The sequence below is a fragment of the Micromonospora sp. NPDC047187 genome (genome assembly GCF_040643355.1).
In the GTDB taxonomy this organism is placed as follows: domain Bacteria; phylum Actinomycetota; class Actinomycetes; order Mycobacteriales; family Micromonosporaceae; genus Micromonospora; species Micromonospora salmantinae.
Genome location: NZ_JBEYUF010000016.1, coordinates 36,097 through 55,666, shown reverse-complemented (window position 1 = coordinate 55,666; position 19,570 = coordinate 36,097). Strand labels below are relative to the sequence as shown.

Below are 19,570 nucleotides of genomic sequence, written 5' to 3'. Positions count from 1 at the left end.
AGGCTGCCAAACAGCGCCTGCTTGCGCAGGCCGAGGCGGAACGCGTACCCGTAGACGACACGACCCGAGCGGTCCCGGACCGGCGGTGGCGGCGTGACCAGCGATGACCTCCCGATCGGCCGGCGGGTGGCCCGATGGCGGGTGCGGCGGTCGATGACGCAACAGATGCTGGCAGACCGGCTCCGGAGGTCGAAGAGCTGGGTGGACAAGGTGGAGCGGGGCGTGCGCGCCCTGGACCGCTATTCGGTGATTCAGGAACTGGCCCACGTCCTGCGAGTCGATCCGGAGGTGCTGCTCGGCCAGCAGCGCAGCACCCCGGCGAGCACGCCGGACGGGGTGGACGACATCCGGACCGCTCTCGCCCGCTACGACACCCCACAGTCCCCAGAGCAGACGGACGAACTAAGAAGGCAGGTCGCCTACGCCTGGTTGAGCTACCAGCACGCGCACTACGGGCAGCTGGTGCGGGTGTTACCGGGTCTGCTCGACGCCGCCCAGGCCGCGCAGACACCAGAGCTACTGGTCCAGGCGTACCGGATCACCTCGTCGCTGCTGGTGAAGCTCGGCGAGGCCGACCTCGCCTGGCTGGCCGCCGACCGGGCGATGTCCGCCGCCAGCGACGACCCGATCCTGGTGGCAACGGCAGCCATCTCGGTAGGCCAAGCGCTCCGCGCGCAAGACCGAGACCATCTGGCCCTGTCCGCGCTGCTGCCCGCCGCCAACCGCGTCCTTCCACCCTCATCCCACTCCGGTGATCAAGAGGTTTGCGGGACCTTTGGAGATCAAACCACCCCCAAACCTCTTGATCACCGGGGTCGGGGCGATCGCCGGGTTCAGGGCGACCGCCGGGATTGGGCGGTGGGTGGGACGCTGCTGGTGCAGGCCGCCCTGGCCGCCGCCGGCTGCGGCGATAGCCGCCGCGCTGACGAGCTGACCGAGCGGGCCGCGGGGATCGCCGCCAGCCTGAGGGGGTACGACGACACGCACCGCACCAACTTCGGGCCGATCGCCGTCGAGTTGGCGCGGGTGCTCGTGGCGGCGCAACGGGGTGACGCAGCCGAGGCGCTACGAAGGCATTCGACCATCATGCGGCGGGAGGGGTGGCGGCGGTTGCCGGCCGAGTATCGGGGTGCGTACCTGGTCGACGTCGCTCGGGCGTACCTCCAGGTGGGTGACCTGCGCGGGGCCGCCCGCGCGCTCGTCGACGCGGACAGCATCGCGCCGGCCGAGGTTCGGTGTCGGCCGTTGGCGCGTACCGTGATCGCCGACGTTGCCCGCGCGCGGCCGGCGCCGGCCGGCGTGGCGCGACTGGCCACGTTGGTCGGCCTCACCCGCTGACGGACGAGCGGGGGCGTAGGTCGTGGCCGGGTGGATGGTGCGTAACGCCATTGTCAGTGCTCCCAGAGGTCCTCGGTGCGGAAGTACCTGGCGGTGAACGTCTCTTCCAGGGAGCGGAGCCGGTGTCTGCCTCGTCTGTCCACCAACCTGGCCAGACGTCGACACCGGAGGGCTCGCTGATGGCAGTCAGGACGGTGGAGCACCGGTGGCAGCGCCGAGGCGCCGAGTCCCGGAACCGCCCGCCGCAGTCGCACCGCCGTAGCCGAGCCTCAAGCGCCGCCATCAGCGTGGGGTAGGTGCCAGGTAAGTTCCTCGCCGTTTAACCAGTTGTCGTCGAATTCGTCCGGTTGGCTCACCGGATGATCATCCCATGGGTGTGACTCGGGAGGCGGGTCGGCGATTCGCGTTTCGGCCCGGGTGGCACCGGCCCGCTGTGAGACTGAACGAGTGCCGGCACCGGCGGTGCCTCGGCAGTGGCCGACTCGACTTGGCGAGGTGGGGAATATGTCCAACGACAACGAGATTCGTCCCTTCCGGCTCGACACACCGGAGGACTTGATCGCCGACCTGCGTCGCCGGATCGCGGCTACCCGCTGGCCCACTCGCGAGTTGGTCACCGATCGCTCGCAGGGGGTGCAGCTGGCGACGATCCAGGAGTTGGCCCGCTACTGGATGAGCGATTACGACTGGCGTGCGTGCGAGACGAGGCTGAACTCGCTGCCGCAGTACACGACGAACATCGACGGCGTCGAGATTCACTTCATCCACGTACGGTCGCAGCACGAGAACGCCCTGCCGCTGATCATGACGCACGGCTGGCCGGGCTCGGTCGTCGAGCTGCTCGGGGTCGTCGGCCCGCTGACCGACCCGACGGCGCACGGCGGCACGCCCGAGGACGCGTTCCACCTGGTGCTGCCGTCGTTGCCCGGCTACGGCTTCTCCGGTGAGCCGATCGACCTTGGCTGGGATTCCGCGCGGATGGCACAGGCGTGGGCGAAACTCATGGACCGCCTCGGGTATTCGCGCTACGTCGCACAGGGTGGCGACGTCGGCGCCGCCGTCACGGACGCCATGGGACGCCAAGGACCCGAAGGGCTGCTCGGCATCCACGTGAACCTGCTCGCCGGGGCGATCGGCATCAAGGACCAGTTGCCGGCAAACTCCGAGCAGGAACGCGCGGCGCGTGACGCGCTGAACCTGTTCACCATGGATGGCTTCGGTTACTTCCTGGAGCAGTCCACCCGGCCGCAGACGATCGGCTATTCGCTGCTGGACTCACCTGTCGGGTTGGCGGCCTGGATGCTCGACCACGACACGGACAGCTACTACAAGATCTCCCGCGCGTTCCTCGACGGTGAACCGGCCGGCGGTCTCACCCGGGACAGCATCCTCGACAACATCACGCTGTACTGGTTGACGGGTACCGGCGCTTCGTCCGCCCGGTGGTACTGGGAATTCGGACGCTTCCAAGCCGCGGCCCAGGCGGCCGGCCAGGCTCCGCCGCCGGTCGCGGTTCCGGTTGGCTTCACCACGTTCCCCGGCGAGATCTGGGCCGCTCCGCGTAGCTGGGCCGAGGCGGTCTACCCCGGCATCGCGTACTTCAACGAGGCCGCCCGCGGCGGGCACTTCGCGGCGTGGGAGGAGCCGGAACTCTTCTCCGCCGAGGTGCGGGCCGCGTTCCGGCCGCTGCGGTAAACCTGACGGCCTCAACCGCCGACGGACGAGCGCCGGCGCCAGTCGTCCGCCGGGTGGATGGTGCGCACCGGGTCGGGCACCGGCCCTCGGGGTTGCCACTCGCGGGGGTAGCCGAGGGAGACCTCCTCGAAACGCACCCCGTCGTGGAACGTGGTGCGGGGGATGTGCAGGTGCCCGTAGACCACTGTGGCCGCGTCGAAGCGCAGGTGCCAGTCCCTGGTGCGGACGGTGCCGCACCACTGGGCGAAGACCGGGTACCGCAGGACGTCGGTGGGTTCCCGCACCAGCGGGTAGTGGTTGACCAGCACCGTCGGCAGCGCCGGGTCGCGTTCGGCCAGCCGGCGTTCGGTCTCGGTGACCCGGGCCGCGCACCACGCCTCCCGGCTCGGGTACGGGTCGGGGTGCAGCAGCGCCTCGTCCGTGCACACCACACCGGCCGCGTACGCCAGGGCCAGCGACTCCTGCTGGGTGCGTGCCTCCGGCACCCGGAACGTGTAGTCGTAGAGCACGAAGAGCGGGGCGATGGTCGCCGGACCGCCGTCGCCGTCCCACACCGGGTACGGATCCTCCGGGGTGAGCACCCCCAGCCGCCGGCACATCCGCACCAGCTCGCGGTAGCGCTCCTCGCCGCGCAGCGTGACCGGGTCGCGCGGTGGTGTCCACAGCTCATGGTTGCCCGGCGCCCAGATGACCCGCGCGAACCGACTGCTCAGCAGCCCGAGCGCCCACTCGATGTCGGCGAACCGGTCGGCGACGTCGCCGGCGACGAGCAGCCAGTCGCCCTCGTTGTCCGGATGTAGCTCCTGCACGAACGCGCGGTTCTGCGGGTGCCCGACGTGCAGGTCGCTGACGGCCCGCAGCCGGGGCGGAAGTTTCACCCCCCGAGGTTAGGACGGCACGGGCGCGTCACGGAACCTCTGCGGGCCTGCCGTTCGGGCCGATCTGACGGTCGCATATCCGGCGACCCGACGGGAAAGCGCGGGGGGTCCGACAGCCCGAGACCGGAGCAGGAGACAAACATGCCTTTCATCACCGTGGGGACGGAAAACTCCGCGCCCATCGACCTGTACTACGAGGATCACGGTTCCGGTAAGCCGGTGGTGCTGATCCACGGCTTCCCGTTCAATGGCGCAACCTGGGAGAAGGAGACAACCGCGCTGCTGAACGCCGGTTATCGGACGATCACCTACGATCGGCGCGGTAACGGTAACTCCGCCCAGCCGGCGTTCGGGTACGACTACAACACGTTCGCTGCGGACCTGGACGTGTTGATGACCGAGCTGGACCTGAACGAGGTGACCCTGATCGGTCACTCGATGGGCACCGGCGAGGTGGTCCGATACCTGGGCAACTACGGCTCCCAGCGAGTGAGCCGGGCCGTGCTTCTCAGCCCGCTGCAACCGATGCTGGCCAAGGCGAGCGACAACCCGGAGGGCGTCGAGCGGAGCCTCTTCAAGGGCTTCCAGGACGCCATCATCAAGGACCGGTTCGCCTACCTGACGTCCTTCTGTGACGCCTTCTTCAACCCGGACCAGAACATGGGCAAGCGGGTCAGCGAGGAGGCGTACCGGGCGCACTGGCAGATCGGCGCGATGGCCTCCGGCAAGGCCACCCACGACAGCGTGGACGCCTGGCAGGAAGACTTCCGCCCGGACCTGCCGAAGATCGACATTCCGGTGTTGATCGTGCAGGGTGACCAGGACCGGGTGCTGCCCTACCCGGTGACCGGTCAGCGGCTCGGGCCGATGATGCCGACCGGAACGCTCGTCACGCTCAAGGGCGCGCCGCACGGCATCCCGTGGACCCACGCCGACGAAGTCAACAAGGCGATCATGGACTTCATGAAGCAGCCGGCCAAGGCTCGCGCCTGACCCGTACCGGTAGCCGATCGGACGCCCGCGCCGTGAGGCGCCGCGACACCCGGCCCACGGTTCGCACCGGGGCCGGGTGTCGTCGTCGGTCAGGGCCGGCGGGCCACCACCGCGCCGTTGGCGCCTGGCGCGTCGAACGGCACGGTACGCACGTCGACGAAGCCGGCGTCGGTGAGCCAGGCCGCGTACTCGGCGCCCGAGTAGTTCCGGCCACCCTCGGTCTCGACCAGCATGTTCATTCCCATCAGGGCCGCCTCCGGCGGTCCGGTGCGCTCGTCGTTGAGCAGCAGTTCGCAGACGACGATCGCCCCGCCGGGCGGCAACGCGGCGTGGCACCGGGCCAGCAACGCCCGGTTCGTCGGCTCGTCCCAGTCGTGCAGGATCATGCTGAGCAGGATGACGTCGTGCCCGTCCGGCAGCGCCGGGTCGGCGAGGAAGTCACCGCCCACCGCGTCGATCCGCCCGGTCAGGCCGGCCTCCGCGATCCGCTCCCGGGCCCGGACGCAGACGTGCGGCAGGTCCAGGACCGTCGCCCGCAGCTCGGGCAGTCGTCGGCAGAACTCGATCGGGAACGCGCCGGCACCACCGCCCACGTCGAGTAGCCGGCGATGCGCGGAGAAGTCGTACGCGTCGGCCAACGCGCTGGCGGTGAAGCTCGACGTGGAGAACATCGCGTCCCAGAACTGCGCCAGCATCTGCGGGTCCTCGGTGTCGAACATCGACTGCTGGGCCTCCGGGTCCCAGGTCAACGGCCGATCCGTGCGCAGGGCCTCGCCGATGCGATGCCAGGGCAGGTAGGTGCGCAGGTCCGAGTAGCGGACCTGCGCCCCGAAGTAGTACGGGCGACCCTCGACCAGGAACTGCTCGGCCAACTCGGAGTTGCGGTAACCGTCGCCGGCCTTCTCCAGCAGGCCGAGTGACGCACTGGCGGCCAGCAGCAGGTCCGCGGGCCGTTCGGGCAGCCCGAACTCGGCGACGGCCTGCTCGACGGTCATCGTCCGCCCGCCGGCGAGCCGGGTGAACAGACCGAGTTCAACGCCGACTGCGAGGGTCTTGAACCCCCACACACCGGCCACCAGACGCATGAGGGGAGTCGGAGTGATCACCACGACATGAGATCACAGATGGATCCGGTCCACTATGGGCGGTTCGTGCCCGCGGCGACGTCACCCGCGGCGACCGACCCGCCGCGCCGCGAGGCTCACCACAGCGCTGCCGGCCGCCATCCCGACCAGCACCAGAATCGCCCCGACGACCCACAGCCCGCTGTCGTCGGTCCCGGCGGCCCGCCACGACCAGACCGCCGTGAACGCCACAGTCATCACCGGCGCCACCAGCCACGGGCTGAGCCGCGTCCCGGCGAGCGCGGCCAGCAGCACGAGCGTCAACACGCAGCCGATCACCTGCCACGGCTCGTACGGGCCGCTGCTCGCGCCGGTCTGCGCGTCGACCGTGTACCGGGTGTCCCAGCCCAGCCAGAGGATCCACGCCCCGACCGTGGCCGCCGCCAGGAACAGAACACCGAGCAGTGCCCGGGTACCCCTCGTCGCCGTCATCCGGCGATCATCCCCTGCCTGCCCCTCCACCGGAACACGGACCGGCTTCCGGTGGTGGGCCAGCACGGTCCCCACTGGACTGTTGCCTCGGTCGGTGGCGATCCTCTACGGTCTGCTCAGCGGTGGGCGGTGCGGTCCGCATCCGACCCGACACCGCCGGTTGCCCGTCGTGCGGGCCGGGATGGTGGAGTCCCGGGTCGCCCCGTCGGCGGTGACCCGGCGGTCGTGTGACTCCCAGCTCGTCCCCTCGGGTCCTGTTGCCCGGGTGGCTCCGCGTGGAGCCGACGGCGAGCCGGGGCACGCCGACCCACCGGGAGAGCCCCGTGTTCCTCAGCCCGCACGAGCAGGACCGCCTGCTCGTCCACGTCGCGGCCGATGTCGCCCGCGCCCGCCGCGAACGCGGCCTGCGCCTCAACTACCCCGAAGCCGTCGCGGTGATCACCGCGTTCCTCCTCGAAGGGGCCCGCGACGGGCGGTCGGTGGTCGACCTGATGTCGGCCGGCCGGGCGGTGCTCGGCCGCGACGACGTCCAGGACGGCATCCCCGAGCTGCTGAGGGAGGTGCAGGTGGAGGCGACGTTCCCGGACGGCACCAAGCTGGTGACGGTGCACCACCCGATCCCGTGATCCCCGGGGAGATCCTGCCGGCGGCGGACCCGGTCGAGATCAACGTGGGTCGTCCGGTGACCACGCTGTTCGTGGTCAATACCGCCGACCGCCCGGTGCAGGTCGGCTCGCACTACCACTTCGCCGAGGCCAACCCGGCACTGTCGTTCGACCGGGGCGCGGCCTGGGGGCAACGGCTCGCCGTTCCGGCCGGCACCTCGGTCCGGTTCGAGCCGGGCATCAACCGCAGCGTCGACCTCGTACCACTCGGCGGCGCACGCGTCGTGCCGGGCCTGCGCGCAGAATGCGCGGGACCGTTGGACCCGCCGCCGCACACGGTCATGGAAGACGGGTCGCCGCGGTGAGCGCCGTGCGGCGGGACCGCTACATCGACCTGTACGGGCCGACGACCGGTGACCGGATCCGACTGGCCGACACCAACCTGCTCATCGAGGTGGAGACCGACCACTGCGTGGGCGGCGACGAGGCGGTCTTCGGCGGCGGGAAGGTGATCCGCGAGTCGATGGGGCAGTCCCGTGCCACCCGCGCCGAGGGGGCACTGGACACCGTCATCACCGGCGCGGTGGTGCTCGACCACTGGGGCGTGGTCAAGGCCGACGTGGGGCTGCGCGACGGGCGCATCGTGGCGCTCGGCCGGGCCGGCAACCCGGACACCATGCCGGGTATCCACCCCGACCTGGTCATCGGCCCGTCGACCGAGGTGATCGCGGGCAACGGGCGGATCCTCACCGCCGGCGCGGTCGACACCCACGTGCACTTCATCTGCCCGCAGATCGTCACCGAGGCGCTGGCCAGTGGCATCACCACGATGGTGGGCGGCGGCACCGGGCCGGCCGAGGGGACCCGCGCGACAACTGTCACCCCGAACGCCTGGCACCTGGCCCGGATGCACGAGGCCCTGGACACCATGCCGGTCAACGTGCTGCTGCTCGGCAAGGGCAACACCGTCTCCAGCGAAGCACTGTGGGAACAGTTGCGAGCCGGTGCGGGCGGTTTCAAGCTGCACGAGGACTGGGGCACCACACCTGCGGCGATCGACGCCTGCCTGCGGGTGGCGGACGCGTCTGGGGTCCAGGTGTCGATCCACACCGACACGCTCAACGAGGCCGGGTTCGTCGCCGACACCCTGCGGGCGATCGGTGGACGGGCGATCCACTCGTACCACACCGAGGGAGCCGGTGGCGGGCACGCGCCGGACATCATCACCGTGGCCAGCGAACCGAACGTGCTGCCGTCGTCGACCAACCCGACCCGGCCGTACACCGCGAACACCCTGGCCGAGCACCTGGACATGTTGATGGTCTGCCACCATCTCAACCCGTCCGTGCCGGAGGATCTGGCCTTCGCCGAGAGTCGGATCCGACCGTCCACGATGGCCGCCGAGGACCTGCTGCACGACCTCGGCGCCATCTCGATCATCGGCTCCGACGCGCAGGCGATGGGCCGGGTCGGCGAGGTGATCATGCGGACCTGGCAGAGCGCCCACGTGATGAAGGACCGTGTCGGCGCGCTGCCGGGCGACGGGCCCGCCGACAACCACCGGGCCCGACGGTACGTGGCGAAGTACACCATCTGCGCGGCGATGGCCAACGGGCTGGAACGGGAGGTCGGCTCGGTCGAACCGGGCAAGCTCGCCGACCTGGTGCTCTGGGACCCGGCGTTCTTCGGGGTCCGGCCGCACCTGGTCCTCAAGGGCGGCATGATCGCGTACGCCCAGATGGGCGACGCCAACGCCTCGATCCCGACACCGCAGCCGATCCTGCCGAGGCCGATGTTCGGGGCGTACGGCGCGGCGGCGGCCGCCACCAGCCTGGCCTTCGTGGCCCCGGCGGCCCTCGACGCCGGGCTCCGCCTGGACGTGCGTCGCCGGGTGGTGCCGGTGAGCGACGTACGGTCGCGGGGCAAGGCCGACCTGCCGGAGAACAACGCGATGCCGCGCATCGAGGTGGACCCGGACACCTTCACGGTACGGATCGACGGGCAGGTGGTGGAGCCGGACCCGGTGACCCGGCTGCCGATGGCCCAGCGCTACTTCCTGTTCTGATGGCGACGCCGAGCCTGCTGTTGTTGTTGGCCGACGGACGTTTCCCGGCCGGGGCGCACGCGCACTCCGGTGGTCTGGAGGCGGCCGTCGCCGCCGGCCGCGTCACCGACCTGGCCTCGTTGGAGGCGTTCCTGGCCGGACGGCTGGCCACCGCCGGTCTGGTCGGCGCGGCGTTCGCGGCGGCCGCACACCGGGCGGCGGTGGCCACCACCGCCGACCCGGCTGAGTCTGAGGCTCGGTCGGGGGCGCTGGCTCGGCTCGACGCGGAGCTGGACGCCCGTACCGCCGCCCCGGCGTTGCGGGCCGTCTCGCGCCGGCAGGGCCGGGCGCTGCTACGTGCCGGCCGGACCATCTGGCCGGACGCCCCGTTCGCCGACCTGCCCGCGTCGCCCGGTGGCGCACACCAACCGCTGGTGCTAGGGCTGCTGTGCGCCGCGGCCGGGCTGTCCCGCGTCGAGACCGCCACGATCGCCGCGTACGGGACGCTGACCGGGGCGGCCAGCGCCGGCGTACGTCTGCTCGGCCTTGACCCGTACCAGGTCCAGGCCCTGCTGGTCGGTCTGGCCGACGCCTGCGACGGCGCTGCCGCCGAGGCGGCGCGGGCCGCCGATGACCCACCGGAGCGGCTGCCGGCCGCCGCCGCTCCACTCGCCGACATCCATGCCGAGATCCATGCCACCTGGGAGGTGCGTCTCTTTGCGTCCTGACACCGTTGTGCCGAGCGCTGTGCCCGCCGTCGAACCGATCACGCCGCCGCCGACCCCGCCGCCGGCGATCCCACCCCACGACGAGACCGTTCCGCACACCCATCCGGAGCCCGGGGTGGACCCCCATCCGCCGTTGGCGCGTGCCGGCCGTGCCCTGCGGGTTGGCATCGGCGGCCCGGTCGGTTCCGGCAAGACGGCCCTGGTGGCCGCGCTCTGCCGTGCCTTCGCCGACGAGTTGCGGCTCGGCGTGGTGACAAACGACATCTACACGACCGAGGACGCCGACTTCCTCCGGCGGGCCGGTGTGCTGGACCCGGCCCGGATCCGCGCGGTGGAGACCGGTTGTTGCCCGCACACAGCGATCCGCGACGACATCGGCGCCAACCTGGACGCCGTCGACGAACTGGCCGAGGCTGTCGGCCCGTTGGACCTCGTCCTGGTGGAGAGCGGTGGGGACAACCTGACCGCGACCTTCAGTCGAGGGCTGGTCGACCGGCAGATCTTCGTGGTCGACGTGGCCGGCGGGGACAAGGTGCCCCGCAAGGGCGGGCCGGGGGTCACCGCCGCCGACCTTCTCGTGATCAACAAGACCGACCTGGCGCCGATGGTGGGTGCCGACCTCGCCGTCATGGATCGTGACGCGCGGGCCCGGCGCGGCGACCTCCCGACCCTCTTCCTGTCCATCGTGGGAGACCCCACGGCAACGTCGGTCGCCGACTGGATCCGGCACGAGCTGGCCCACCACGCCGCCCTGCACCCACTGGCCGTGCCGGTCGGCCCGGCCTGATGCGAGCGCTCGCTCGGCTGGTCGCCCGGGCCGACGGTCGGGGCGGTACGGCCCTTGTCGAGTTGCACGGCGAAACGCCGTTGCTGCTGCGCCAGACCTCGACCGACGGTGGTGTCGCCACTGTGCACCTCGTCGGCGGGGCGGCCGGGCCGCTGGCCGGCGACGATCTGCGCCTGGAGATCGAGGTCGGGCCGGGCGCGGCCGTCCGGGTGCACAGCGTCGCCGCGTCGATCGCCCTGCCGGGTCGCGCGGGTGCCGTCTCCCGGATGGCGGTGCGGGCGGTGGTGCACGCCGGCGCCACGCTGCACTGGCTTCCGGAACAGTTGGTCGCGGCGGCCGGCTGCGCGCACTTCGCGGAGTCCCGGATCGAGCTGGCCGCCGGTGCGAGCCTGCGGTGGCGCGACGAGCTGATCTGCGGCCGGTACGGCGAGGCGCCCGGGGGCGCCGTCGTACACACCCAGGTCGACTACGCGGGCCGACCACTGCTGCGCCAGTCCCTCGCGGTGGGACCGCACGCGCCGGGCTGGGCCGGCCCGGCGGTGCTCGGCGGCGCCCCGGCCACCGGATCGCTGCTGGTGGTCGACCCGTCGCAACCCGCCGAACCTTCGACGGCCGAGGGCAGCGTCGCCCGGTTGCCGCTGGCCGGCGGCCCGGCGACACTGTGGACGGCGACAGCTCCCGACGCGCACACCCTGCGCGCCCACCTGACGGTCTAGGGAGCCGCTACCCGGGCCGCGTGCCGGTCCTGCTGGTCCTGGCGGTCTTGCTGGTCCTGGCGGTCTTGGCGCGATGCCGCCTCGGCCGCCGAGACCGTTCCCGAGGCCAGGTTGGTGCAGAGCACGACGCCCGGAGGCCCGGAGCGGGGAGCGGGGAAGGGGTCAGGGGTGTGGGCCGGCCGCGTCGGCGTGCACTCGTTGCCGGGCCGGGTCGAGGCGGCCGATCAGGTCGTCGAGCTGGCGTACGAGGTTGGCGGCCGGAGGGGTGCCCGGCTCGCTGGTCTCCGCGACGCCCAGCTCGACGATGCCCAGTTCGGCGATGCTGGCCTGGACCCGTTCGTCCAGGCGGGCGTGCTCGCGGCGACCCCGAGCGGTCAGGTACGCCCGGATGCGTCGGCGGTCGATCGGATCGATGCGGCGGAAGACGAGGTTGCGGTCGACGAGTTGGTCGACCAGCTTGGTGAGGGTGCCCGGCGGCAGCGACGCCGCGGCCGACACCTCGCTCATCGGGTGGCCCTGGCCGTCGGCGAGCAGGCAGAGCACCCGCCACGCCTCGATGCTGATCGCGTCGTCGGCCAGAACGGCGCCCAGCCGGCGGGAGAGCAGCCGTTCGGCGCGGGTGAGCGAGCGCAGCAGGTCGGCTGGCGCCCCGGGCACGTTCGACATGAAACTCCCTGGTCCGGTGGCCCTGTCATGGTAGCGAGTCGTCCCGGTCAGTGGTGAGCGCTGGTCTTCCGTCGTAGGCCGGGCAATCATGTGCTCATGTCCGCGCCGGCACCGCCGTGGCTGACCGTCGACCGTGCCGTGGTCAGCATCGCGCTGGTCTATCCGATGCGCGGGCCGGCCGGCATGTTCGGCCCCACCTGTGAGCTCTGCGCACAGCTCGCGGTCGAGGAGATCAATCGGTGCGGTGGCGTGCTGGGCCGGGAGGTCCGCCTGGTGCCGGTCGACGGTGGGGCACCGCCGGCCGAGGTGGCCGCCGAGGTCGAGGCGTTGGTGTCGGTGGGGGCCGTGCAGGGGGTGACGGGGTGGCACATCTCCTCGGTGCGCCAGGCGTTGGCGCCCCGCGTCGCGCATCGGGTGCCGTACGTCTACACCGCACTCTACGAGGGCGGCGAACACACCGAAGGTGTCTTCCTGACCAGCGAGACGCCGGATGCCCAACTGTGGCCCGCGATGCGGCTGCTCGCCGGGGAGCAGGGTGTGCGCCGCTGGTTCGTGGTGGGCAACGACTACGTGTGGCCGCGCCGTACGTCGCGGGCGGCCCAGCGGTACGCGCTGCGCGGCGGTGGGCAGGTGGTGGGCCGGCACTTCCTGCCGTTGGACGCGCACGACTTCACCGAGGTGTTGCGCCGCATCGAGCACAGTGACGCGGACGCGGTGTTGATGCTGCTGGTCGGTGCCGACGCGGTGCGGTTCAACCGCGCGTTCGCCCGATCCGGCCTGGATCAGCGCTGCCTGCGGCTGAGCACCCTGATGGACGAGAACATGCTGTTGGCCAGCGGCGCCGGCGCGACCCGGAGGCTGTACAGCACGGCGGGCTTCTTCGCCGGGCTGGTCACCCAGGAGAATCTCGACTTCCACGGCGAGTTCGCGCGGCGTTTCGGGGTGGAGGCGCCGCCACTGGGCAGCCTGGGGGAGTCCTGCTACGAGGGCGTCATGCTGCTCGCCGCACTGATCGGCCAGGCCCGCACCCTCGACGTACGGGCCATCGAGACGGCCGCCGACACGGTCGCCTACCACGGGCCGCGTGGGCGGTTGCGGCTGCGTCAGCGGCACGTCCGGCAGCGCATCTACCTGGCCGAGGCCGACGGGCTCGACTTCACAGTGCTCGCCCAGCTCTGAACCGGGTACGGCAGTCGGTACGCCCGACCCTTGACAGCGCCACCCGATCCCGTCCTAAGATGCTTCCTGGGTGAAGTATCTGGCCACGGGGCCAGATCTCACCATTGCGTGCCCACCGTTGGCGGATTCGTCCGTCGACCATTGTGGTGGCACTATTCTGCGTCTTTCCCAACGGCCGACACCGTTTCCTCCCCAACGGTGTCGGCCGTTTTTCGTGCGCGCCTCGACGGTCGCTCGGAAACAGTCAATTAAGGACTGGGAAACACCCGCGCAATCATGCCGGTCGACGCTTTCGGTGCCCATATCCGATCCGGTGCCCCGCGCGGCGTCCACCCGTCGACCTTGGCATCGCCCACGTCAGCTCCATCGGACCGCACCGACCGTCCTTTCGCCACTTGAGTGCACCGCAGGGAGAGTAGATGTCATTATTCCGGGGCCGCCGCATCCTGGCGGGTGCCATGACCCTGGTCGCCGCGGCCGCGATGACCGCGTGCGGCAGCAAGACCACCGACGAGGGCGGCGCTACCGGCGTCACCGCCGACGTGTCCGGCGACACCGTCAAGGTGGGCCTGCTCAACTCGCTCTCCGGGACCATGGCGATCAGCGAGGTCACCGTCCGCGACTCCATCATGCTCGCCGTCGAAGAGATCAACGCGGCCGGCGGAGTCCTCGGCAAGAAGATCCAGCCGGTCGGTGAGGACGGCGCCTCGGACTGGCCCACCTTCGCGGAGAAGGCCGAGAAGCTCATCTCCGAGGACCGGGTGGCCGCCGTCTTCGGCTGTTGGACCTCGGCCAGCCGCAAGGCGGTCAAGCCGGTGTTCGAGAAGAACAAGGCGTTGCTGTTCTACCCGGTGCAGTACGAGGGACTTGAGCAGTCGCCCTACATCTTCTACACCGGGGCGACGACCAACCAGCAGATCGTTCCCGGGCTGGACTATCTCAAGTCGCAGGGCGCGAAGTCGGTCTATCTGGTGGGTAGCGACTACGTCTTTCCGCGGACCGCCAACAAAATCATCAAGGCGTACGCGGCCGCGAACGGGATGACAGTGCTGGGTGAGGATTACGCGCCGCTGGGCTCCACCGAGTTCGGCACCATCGTCAACAAGGTCAAATCGTCCGGCGCGGACGCGGTGTTCAACACGCTCAACGGTGACAGCAACGTGGCCTTCTTCAAGGAGTACAAGTCCGCCGGCCTGAGCGCCGCCGCGATGCCGGTGGTGTCGGTGTCGATCGCCGAGGAAGAGGTCAAGGGCATCGGCACCCAGTACCTGGAGGGCCAGCTGACGGCCTGGAACTACTACCAGACCACCCCGGGCGCGGCGAACTCGAAGTTCGTGGCCGCGTACAAGGCGAAGTACGGCGCGGACAAGCCGACCAGCGATCCGATGGAGGCGGCGTACGTCGCCGTGCACCTGTGGAAGGCGATGGTCGAGAAGGCCGGCGCCTTCGACGTGGAGAAGGTCCGCTCCGCCTCGGACGGGATCACCTTCGACGCGCCGGAGGGCCTGGTCACCGTCGACGGCAAGACCCAGCACATCGCCAAGACCGCCCGGATCGGCAAGATCGGCGCGGACGGCCTGATCACCGAGGTGTGGAACTCCGGCAAGCCGGTCGCGCCGGACCCGTACCTCAAGACCTACCCGTGGGCGAGCGGCCTGAGCTGACGACGCCGGCCCGGGCGGAACGCGTTGCCGCGCGCTCCGCCCGGGCCACCCGACCAGCAGTTCGGAGTACCCACAGTGACAGTCCTCTTCGGTCAACTCTTCACCGGCATCAGCATCGGCGCGGTGCTGCTGCTCATCGCGCTCGGCCTCGCGCTGACCTTCGGCCAGATGAACGTGATCAACATGGCGCACGGTGAGTTCATCATGGCCGGCGCGTACACCACCTACGTTCTGCAACAGAGCATCACCGGCGCCGGCCTGTCGCTGGCTGTCGCGCTGCCGGTGGCGTTCGTGGTCGCCGGCACCATGGGTGTCCTGCTGGAGGTGCTGCTCATCCGCCGGCTCTACGCCCGGCCACTGGACACCCTGCTGGTCACCTGGGGTGTGTCACTGATCCTGCAACAGCTGGCCCGGGACATCTTCGGCAGCCCGAACGTGCAGACCCGCGCGCCCGAGCTGCTCACCGGCAACGTGGCGCTGCCCGGCGGGCTGACCATCGCCAACAACCGGCTGTTCATCCTGGCCCTGGCGCTGGCCGCCGTCGCGGCGCTCACCCTGGCGCTGCGACTCACCCCACTCGGGCGTCGTATCCGCGCGGTGGTGCAGAACCGCGACCTCGCCGCCGTTTCCGGTATCGCCACCTCCCGGGTCGACCGGACGACCTTCTTCCTCGGCTCCGGCCTGGCCGGGCTCGCCGGGGTGGCCCTCACCCTGCTCGGCCCGATCGGCCCGACCATGGGCACCAACCTGATCATCGACGCCTTCCTGGTCGTCGTGGTCGGCGGGATCGGCCAGCTCAAGGGCAGTGTGATCGTCGCCTTCGCCCTCGGCGTGCTCCAGGCCACCGGGGAGTACCTCACCACCCTCAGCGTCGCCAAGGTGATCGTGTTCGTGGCGATCGTCGCGTTCCTCCAGTGGCGGCCACAGGGCCTGTTCACCCTGCGGACCAGGAGCCTCGCATGACCGCCGTCACCCCCGCGCCACCCAGCACCGCCGTCCGCCCGGCACCTGCCGGCGCCGTACCACCGGGCCGGCCCGCCGGCCGCTCGCGGCTACGGACGCTGGCCGGCTTCGCCTTCGGCGCGGCGCTGCTGTTCGCCGTCGCCCCACTGGTGTTGTCGGACTTCCGGCTGGCGTTGCTCGCCAAGTACCTCTGCGTCGCCATGGTCGCGGTCGGCATCGGGATCGCCTGGGGCCGGGGCGGGATGCTCACCCTCGGCCAGGGCGTCTTCTTCGGCCTCGGCGGCTACGCGATGGCCATGCACCTCAAGCTCGCCGACGCGGGTCCGGGTGGGATGCCCGACTTCATGCAGCTGTACGGGCAACTCGACGAGCTGCCGCTGTGGTGGCGGCCGTTCGCCAGCCCGTGGTTCGCGCTGCCCGCCACGGTGCTGCTGCCGATGGCGGTCGCCTTCGGGCTCGGCTCGCTGGTCTTCCGTCGCCGGGTCCGCGGCGCCTACTTCGCCATCCTCAGTCAGGCGCTCGCCGCCGCGATGGTGATCCTGCTGATCGGCCAGCAGGGCACCACGGGTGGCACCAACGGGCTCACCGACATCAAGGGCTTCTTCGGCTACGACCTGGACGACCCGGTCAACCAGCGGATGGTGTACTTCATCATCGCCGGGACGCTGCTGGCGTTGCTCGCGCTCACCCGTCAGCTCATTCACAGCCGCTACGGCGAGCTGCTGGTGGCGGTCCGCGACGGTGAGGAACGGGTCCGCTTCCTGGGCTACGACCCGGCGTCGGTCAAGCTGGTGGCGTATGTGGTGGCGGCGGGCATGGCCGGGCTGGCCGGGGCGCTGTTCGTGCCGGCGGTGGGCATCATCTCGCCCGCGCTGATCGGCATCGTCCCGTCGATCGAGTTCGTCATCGGCGTCGCCGTGGGCGGCCGAGCGACACTGCTCGGGCCGGTGCTCGGCGCGGTGGCGGTGGCCTGGGCGCGTACCGCCCTCTCCGAGCGTTTCCCGGGCACCTGGACGTACCTTCAGGGGTTGCTCTTCGTGGTCGTGGTGGCGTTCCTTCCCGGCGGTCTGGCGTCGCTGTGGGCGTTGGCCCGCCGCCGCGACGTCGCCGCGCAGCCGTTGCGGCGCGGGCGGTTGTCGCTGGGCCGACGACGCGCCGAGCGGACGGAGGTGCCGGCGGCATGAGCGGCGAGCGGTTGGACGGGTTGTCCGTCCGTGACGTGCGGGTCAGCTTCGACGGCTTCACCGCGGTGGACGGCGTCTCGTTGGAGGTGCCCGCCGGTGACATCCGGTTCCTGATCGGGCCGAACGGCGCCGGCAAGACCACACTGGTCGACGCGATCACCGGTCTGGTCCGGGCCACCGGCTCGGTCCGGTTCGGTGACGAGGAACTGCTCGGCCGGCCGGTGCACCGGATCAGCCGGCTCGGCATCGGGCGGACCTTCCAGACCTCGACGGTCTTCGAGGAGCTGTCGGTGTTGCAGAACCTCGACATCGCGGCGGGCGCCCGGCGTAGCTGGGCGACCCTGGCCCGCCGTCGCCGGGGTGTGCCCGACGAGGTGGCCGCCGCGCTGGAGACCATCGGTCTGGCCGGGCGCGCCGCGGACCTCGCCGGGACGCTGGCGCACGGCCAGAAGCAGTGGCTGGAGATCGGCATGTTGCTGGTGCAGGACGCGCGGCTGTTGCTGCTGGACGAGCCGGTCGCCGGGATGAGCCACGAGGAACGCGACGCCACCGGCGCTCTGCTGGAGTTGGTGAGTCGGGATCGCACCGTCGTCGTGATCGAGCACGACATGGACTTCCTGCGTCGGTTCGCGCGCAGCGTCACAGTGCTGCACGCCGGCCGGGTGCTCAGCGAGGGCACTGTCGCGCAGGTCCAGGCGGACCCGCGCGTGCAGGAGGTCTACCTTGGCCACCCGGTCGACGCCGGGTCGGCCCGCACCGGCCTGGAGGCATGATGTTGACGCTGCGCGGGGTGCACGCCGGGTACGGGCGCTCCCGGGTGCTGCACGGGGTCGATCTGGCGGTCCCGCCCGACGGGGTGGCCACCGTGCTCGGGCACAACGGTGCCGGCAAGAGCACCCTGCTGCGGGTCGCGGCCGGGCTGCTGCGCCCGAGTGCCGGCACCGTCGAGCTGGACGGCGAGGACGTCACCCGCGCCGGGCCGCACGAGCGGGTGGCGCGGGGGATGGCGTACGTCCCGCAGGGTCAGCAGTGCTTTCCGCACCTGACCGCGGCGGAGAACCTGCGGCTGGTCGCCGACGGCCGGCGCGACGGGGCGGTGGCCACGGCGGAGGTGCTGGATCTGTTTCCGGCGTTGCGCCCGTTGCTGCGGCGTCGTGCCGGCCTGCTCTCCGGCGGTCAGCGCCAGCAGCTGGCCATCGCCCGTGCCCTGATCACCCGGCCGCGGCTGCTGATGCTCGACGAACCGACCGAGGGCATCCAGCCGTCGGTGGTCGCGGAGATCCAGGAGCGGATCGTCGAGTTGACCCGGCAGTCCGGGTTCAGTGTGCTCCTCGTCGAGCAGCACCTGGGCTTCGCGCTGCGGGTGGCGGACCGATACCACGTGCTGGAGTCCGGTCGGGTCACCTCGCACGGCGACGGGGGCGTCACGGCCGAACGGGAGGTCCGGGCGGCCCTGGCGGTGTGATCGGGGTGGCGTCGGTCAGGTCCTCGGTGCGGGCCCGGTCGAGTCGCGGACGACCAGCAGGTGCCCGGTGGGACGGCGGCGGGGTCGTGTCGTGCGCGGCTTGAGCGCGAGGGTGAGTGCCGTGCGGCCCATCTCGGTCATCGGCAGGCGGATGGTGGTGAGGCTGGGCGCGAGGTCGGCCGCCACGGAGACGTCGTCGAAGCCGACCACTGACATTCGCGCGGGCACCGGCACGCGGCGGGACCGCAACGTCGACAGCACGCCCATGGCCATCACGTCGTTGAGCGCGACGATCGCCGTCGTCTCGGGATGCTCGTTGAGGATCCGCTCGGCGGCGGCACGCCCCCCGCCGCGGGTGAAGTCGCTGTGCACGACGACGAGGTCGGCGGGGGAGCGCCCGCGCTGCCGCAGGGCCGACGACACTCCGTCCAGCCGGTCGGCGACCGTGGTGAGGCCGGCGCTGCCCGCGGCGACAGCGATCCGCCGGTGGCCGAGATCCATCAGGTGCTGGGCGAGCGCGTGGCCGCCGGCTTCGTTGTCCGGCAGTACGGTGTCGACGCCGAGCGCGTGCCGTCCGATGGCGGCGGCCCGCCCGCCGTGGTCCTGGAACGCGGCCAGCTCGGCGCGGGCCGCGCTCTCCACCCGCGGGTCGTCGTAGCCGGAGCCACTGATCAGGACGATGCCGACCCGCTGGGCGATCAGGTGGCGCAGCTGTTGCAGCTCGTAGTCGGGGTCGCGGCCGGACTGGCAGATCTGCACCAGCAGCCCCTGCTCGGCGGCGAGCTGGATGACCCCGGCGGCGATCTCGGCGAAGTACGGGTCGTCGACCTGATGGACGATCAACCCCACAGTGGAGGTGGCCCCGCCGGCCAGGGTGCGGGCGTACGGGTTGGCCACGTAGCCCAGTTCACGGGCGATCTGCCGGATCCGGTCGGCCACCTCGGTGCTGACCCCCGCACGTCCGGTGAGGGCGCGGGAGGCGGTCGCCAGCGAGACGGCGGCGTGTTCGGCGACGTCCACAAGGCGCGGCCGCCGGCTGGCCCTGGGCATCGGCAACCCTCCGGAAACATTCATGTCACCCGATCTGTTGCGAGCGACATCGATCGAAG

General features: G+C 71.2%; 20 protein-coding genes. 15 read left to right on the top strand and 5 right to left on the bottom strand.

The genetic code is table 11. The annotated features are described in order from the left end of the window. Nucleotides 1-93 precede the first annotated feature (93 nt). Complete coding sequence (locus tag ABZ794_RS23255) at nucleotides 94-1,338, top strand: helix-turn-helix domain-containing protein (protein WP_357517519.1); 1,245 nt, start codon at nucleotides 94-96, stop codon at nucleotides 1,336-1,338. A 504-nt stretch (nucleotides 1,339-1,842) separates the two neighbouring features. Continuing rightward, complete coding sequence (locus tag ABZ794_RS23250) at nucleotides 1,843-3,033, top strand: epoxide hydrolase family protein (RefSeq protein WP_357517517.1); 1,191 nt, start codon at nucleotides 1,843-1,845, stop codon at nucleotides 3,031-3,033. An 11-nt stretch (nucleotides 3,034-3,044) separates the two neighbouring features. Here ABZ794_RS23250 and ABZ794_RS23245 read toward each other — a convergent pair whose 3' ends face one another. Next, nucleotides 3,045-3,911: a metallophosphoesterase gene (locus tag ABZ794_RS23245; RefSeq protein ID WP_210786161.1), complete on the bottom strand. Its 867-nt coding sequence runs from the start codon at nucleotides 3,909-3,911 to the stop codon at nucleotides 3,045-3,047. A 141-nt stretch (nucleotides 3,912-4,052) separates the two neighbouring features. On the opposite strand from ABZ794_RS23245, the gene ABZ794_RS23240 reads away from it, so the two are divergent. Continuing rightward, nucleotides 4,053-4,904, top strand: coding sequence for an alpha/beta hydrolase (locus tag ABZ794_RS23240; RefSeq protein WP_210786162.1), 852 nt, complete (start codon nucleotides 4,053-4,055; stop codon nucleotides 4,902-4,904). 89 nt (nucleotides 4,905-4,993) lie between these two features. On the opposite strand, the gene ABZ794_RS23235 is transcribed toward ABZ794_RS23240, so the two are convergent. Further along, nucleotides 4,994-6,010, bottom strand: coding sequence for a methyltransferase (locus ABZ794_RS23235; protein ID WP_357517514.1), 1,017 nt, complete (start codon nucleotides 6,008-6,010; stop codon nucleotides 4,994-4,996). 60 nt (nucleotides 6,011-6,070) lie between these two features. After that, nucleotides 6,071-6,460: a hypothetical protein gene (locus ABZ794_RS23230; protein ID WP_357517512.1), complete on the bottom strand. Its 390-nt coding sequence runs from the start codon at nucleotides 6,458-6,460 to the stop codon at nucleotides 6,071-6,073. A 323-nt stretch (nucleotides 6,461-6,783) separates the two neighbouring features. Here ABZ794_RS23230 and ABZ794_RS23225 point away from each other — a divergent pair, with 323 nt between their 5' ends. Genes ABZ794_RS23225 through ABZ794_RS23200 form a run of 6 tightly spaced genes read left to right on the top strand, consistent with a single transcriptional unit; the run spans nucleotide 6,784 to nucleotide 11,340 of the window. Continuing rightward, complete coding sequence (locus tag ABZ794_RS23225; protein WP_030335444.1) at nucleotides 6,784-7,086, top strand: urease subunit gamma; 303 nt, start codon at nucleotides 6,784-6,786, stop codon at nucleotides 7,084-7,086. After that, entirely contained in the window at nucleotides 7,083-7,430 is a 348-nt protein-coding gene (locus ABZ794_RS23220; RefSeq protein ID WP_357517510.1) for an urease subunit beta, read from the top strand. Before ABZ794_RS23225 ends, ABZ794_RS23220 begins: the two co-directional genes overlap by 4 nt. After that, a complete protein-coding gene (locus tag ABZ794_RS23215; RefSeq protein ID WP_357517508.1) occupies nucleotides 7,427-9,130 on the top strand; it encodes an urease subunit alpha in 1,704 nt (567 codons plus the stop codon). Before ABZ794_RS23220 ends, ABZ794_RS23215 begins: the two co-directional genes overlap by 4 nt. Continuing rightward, on the top strand, nucleotides 9,130-9,837 hold the full coding sequence (locus ABZ794_RS23210) for an urease accessory UreF family protein (protein WP_357517506.1): 708 nt from the start codon (nucleotides 9,130-9,132) through the stop codon (nucleotides 9,835-9,837). Before ABZ794_RS23215 ends, ABZ794_RS23210 begins: the two co-directional genes overlap by 1 nt. Beyond that, nucleotides 9,827-10,624 (top strand): urease accessory protein UreG, encoded by a 798-nt coding sequence (gene ureG / locus ABZ794_RS23205; RefSeq protein ID WP_247670132.1) that lies wholly within the window; start codon nucleotides 9,827-9,829, stop codon nucleotides 10,622-10,624. The genes ABZ794_RS23210 and ureG overlap by 11 nt, the downstream gene beginning before the upstream one ends. Then, nucleotides 10,624-11,340 (top strand): urease accessory protein UreD, encoded by a 717-nt coding sequence (locus tag ABZ794_RS23200; protein ID WP_357517504.1) that lies wholly within the window; start codon nucleotides 10,624-10,626, stop codon nucleotides 11,338-11,340. The genes ureG and ABZ794_RS23200 overlap by 1 nt, the downstream gene beginning before the upstream one ends. Before the next feature lie 162 nt (nucleotides 11,341-11,502). Here the strand turns inward: ABZ794_RS23200 and ABZ794_RS23195 are convergent, their stop codons facing one another. Further along, entirely contained in the window at nucleotides 11,503-12,006 is a 504-nt protein-coding gene (locus ABZ794_RS23195) for a MarR family winged helix-turn-helix transcriptional regulator (protein WP_357517502.1), read from the bottom strand. Between the two features lie 96 nt (nucleotides 12,007-12,102). On the opposite strand from ABZ794_RS23195, the gene ABZ794_RS23190 reads away from it, so the two are divergent. The 6 genes from ABZ794_RS23190 (at nucleotide 12,103) to urtE (ending at nucleotide 18,461) form a co-directional block, all read left to right on the top strand. Beyond that, nucleotides 12,103-13,185: a substrate-binding domain-containing protein gene (locus ABZ794_RS23190; RefSeq protein ID WP_210786169.1), complete on the top strand. Its 1,083-nt coding sequence runs from the start codon at nucleotides 12,103-12,105 to the stop codon at nucleotides 13,183-13,185. A gap of 419 nt (nucleotides 13,186-13,604) precedes the next feature. Continuing rightward, nucleotides 13,605-14,849: an urea ABC transporter substrate-binding protein gene (gene urtA / locus ABZ794_RS23185; RefSeq protein WP_210786170.1), complete on the top strand. Its 1,245-nt coding sequence runs from the start codon at nucleotides 13,605-13,607 to the stop codon at nucleotides 14,847-14,849. 75 nt (nucleotides 14,850-14,924) lie between these two features. Then, entirely contained in the window at nucleotides 14,925-15,812 is an 888-nt protein-coding gene (urtB, locus tag ABZ794_RS23180; RefSeq protein WP_112605839.1) for an urea ABC transporter permease subunit UrtB, read from the top strand. Next, the gene (gene urtC / locus ABZ794_RS23175; protein WP_112680004.1) at nucleotides 15,809-16,996 is read left to right on the top strand and encodes an urea ABC transporter permease subunit UrtC; all 1,188 of its coding nucleotides are present in this window, start codon (nucleotides 15,809-15,811) and stop codon (nucleotides 16,994-16,996) included. The genes urtB and urtC overlap by 4 nt, the downstream gene beginning before the upstream one ends. Beyond that, the gene (gene urtD / locus ABZ794_RS23170) at nucleotides 16,993-17,769 is read left to right on the top strand and encodes an urea ABC transporter ATP-binding protein UrtD (protein WP_357517499.1); all 777 of its coding nucleotides are present in this window, start codon (nucleotides 16,993-16,995) and stop codon (nucleotides 17,767-17,769) included. The genes urtC and urtD overlap by 4 nt, the downstream gene beginning before the upstream one ends. Beyond that, nucleotides 17,769-18,461, top strand: a complete 693-nt coding sequence (gene urtE / locus ABZ794_RS23165; RefSeq protein ID WP_210786172.1) for an urea ABC transporter ATP-binding subunit UrtE — start codon at nucleotides 17,769-17,771, stop codon at nucleotides 18,459-18,461. The genes urtD and urtE overlap by 1 nt, the downstream gene beginning before the upstream one ends. Nucleotides 18,462-18,476: 15 nt before the next feature. Here urtE and ABZ794_RS23160 read toward each other — a convergent pair whose 3' ends face one another. Next, nucleotides 18,477-19,511 (bottom strand): LacI family DNA-binding transcriptional regulator, encoded by a 1,035-nt coding sequence (locus tag ABZ794_RS23160; RefSeq protein ID WP_357517497.1) that lies wholly within the window; start codon nucleotides 19,509-19,511, stop codon nucleotides 18,477-18,479. Between the last annotated feature and the right edge of the window lie 59 nt (nucleotides 19,512-19,570).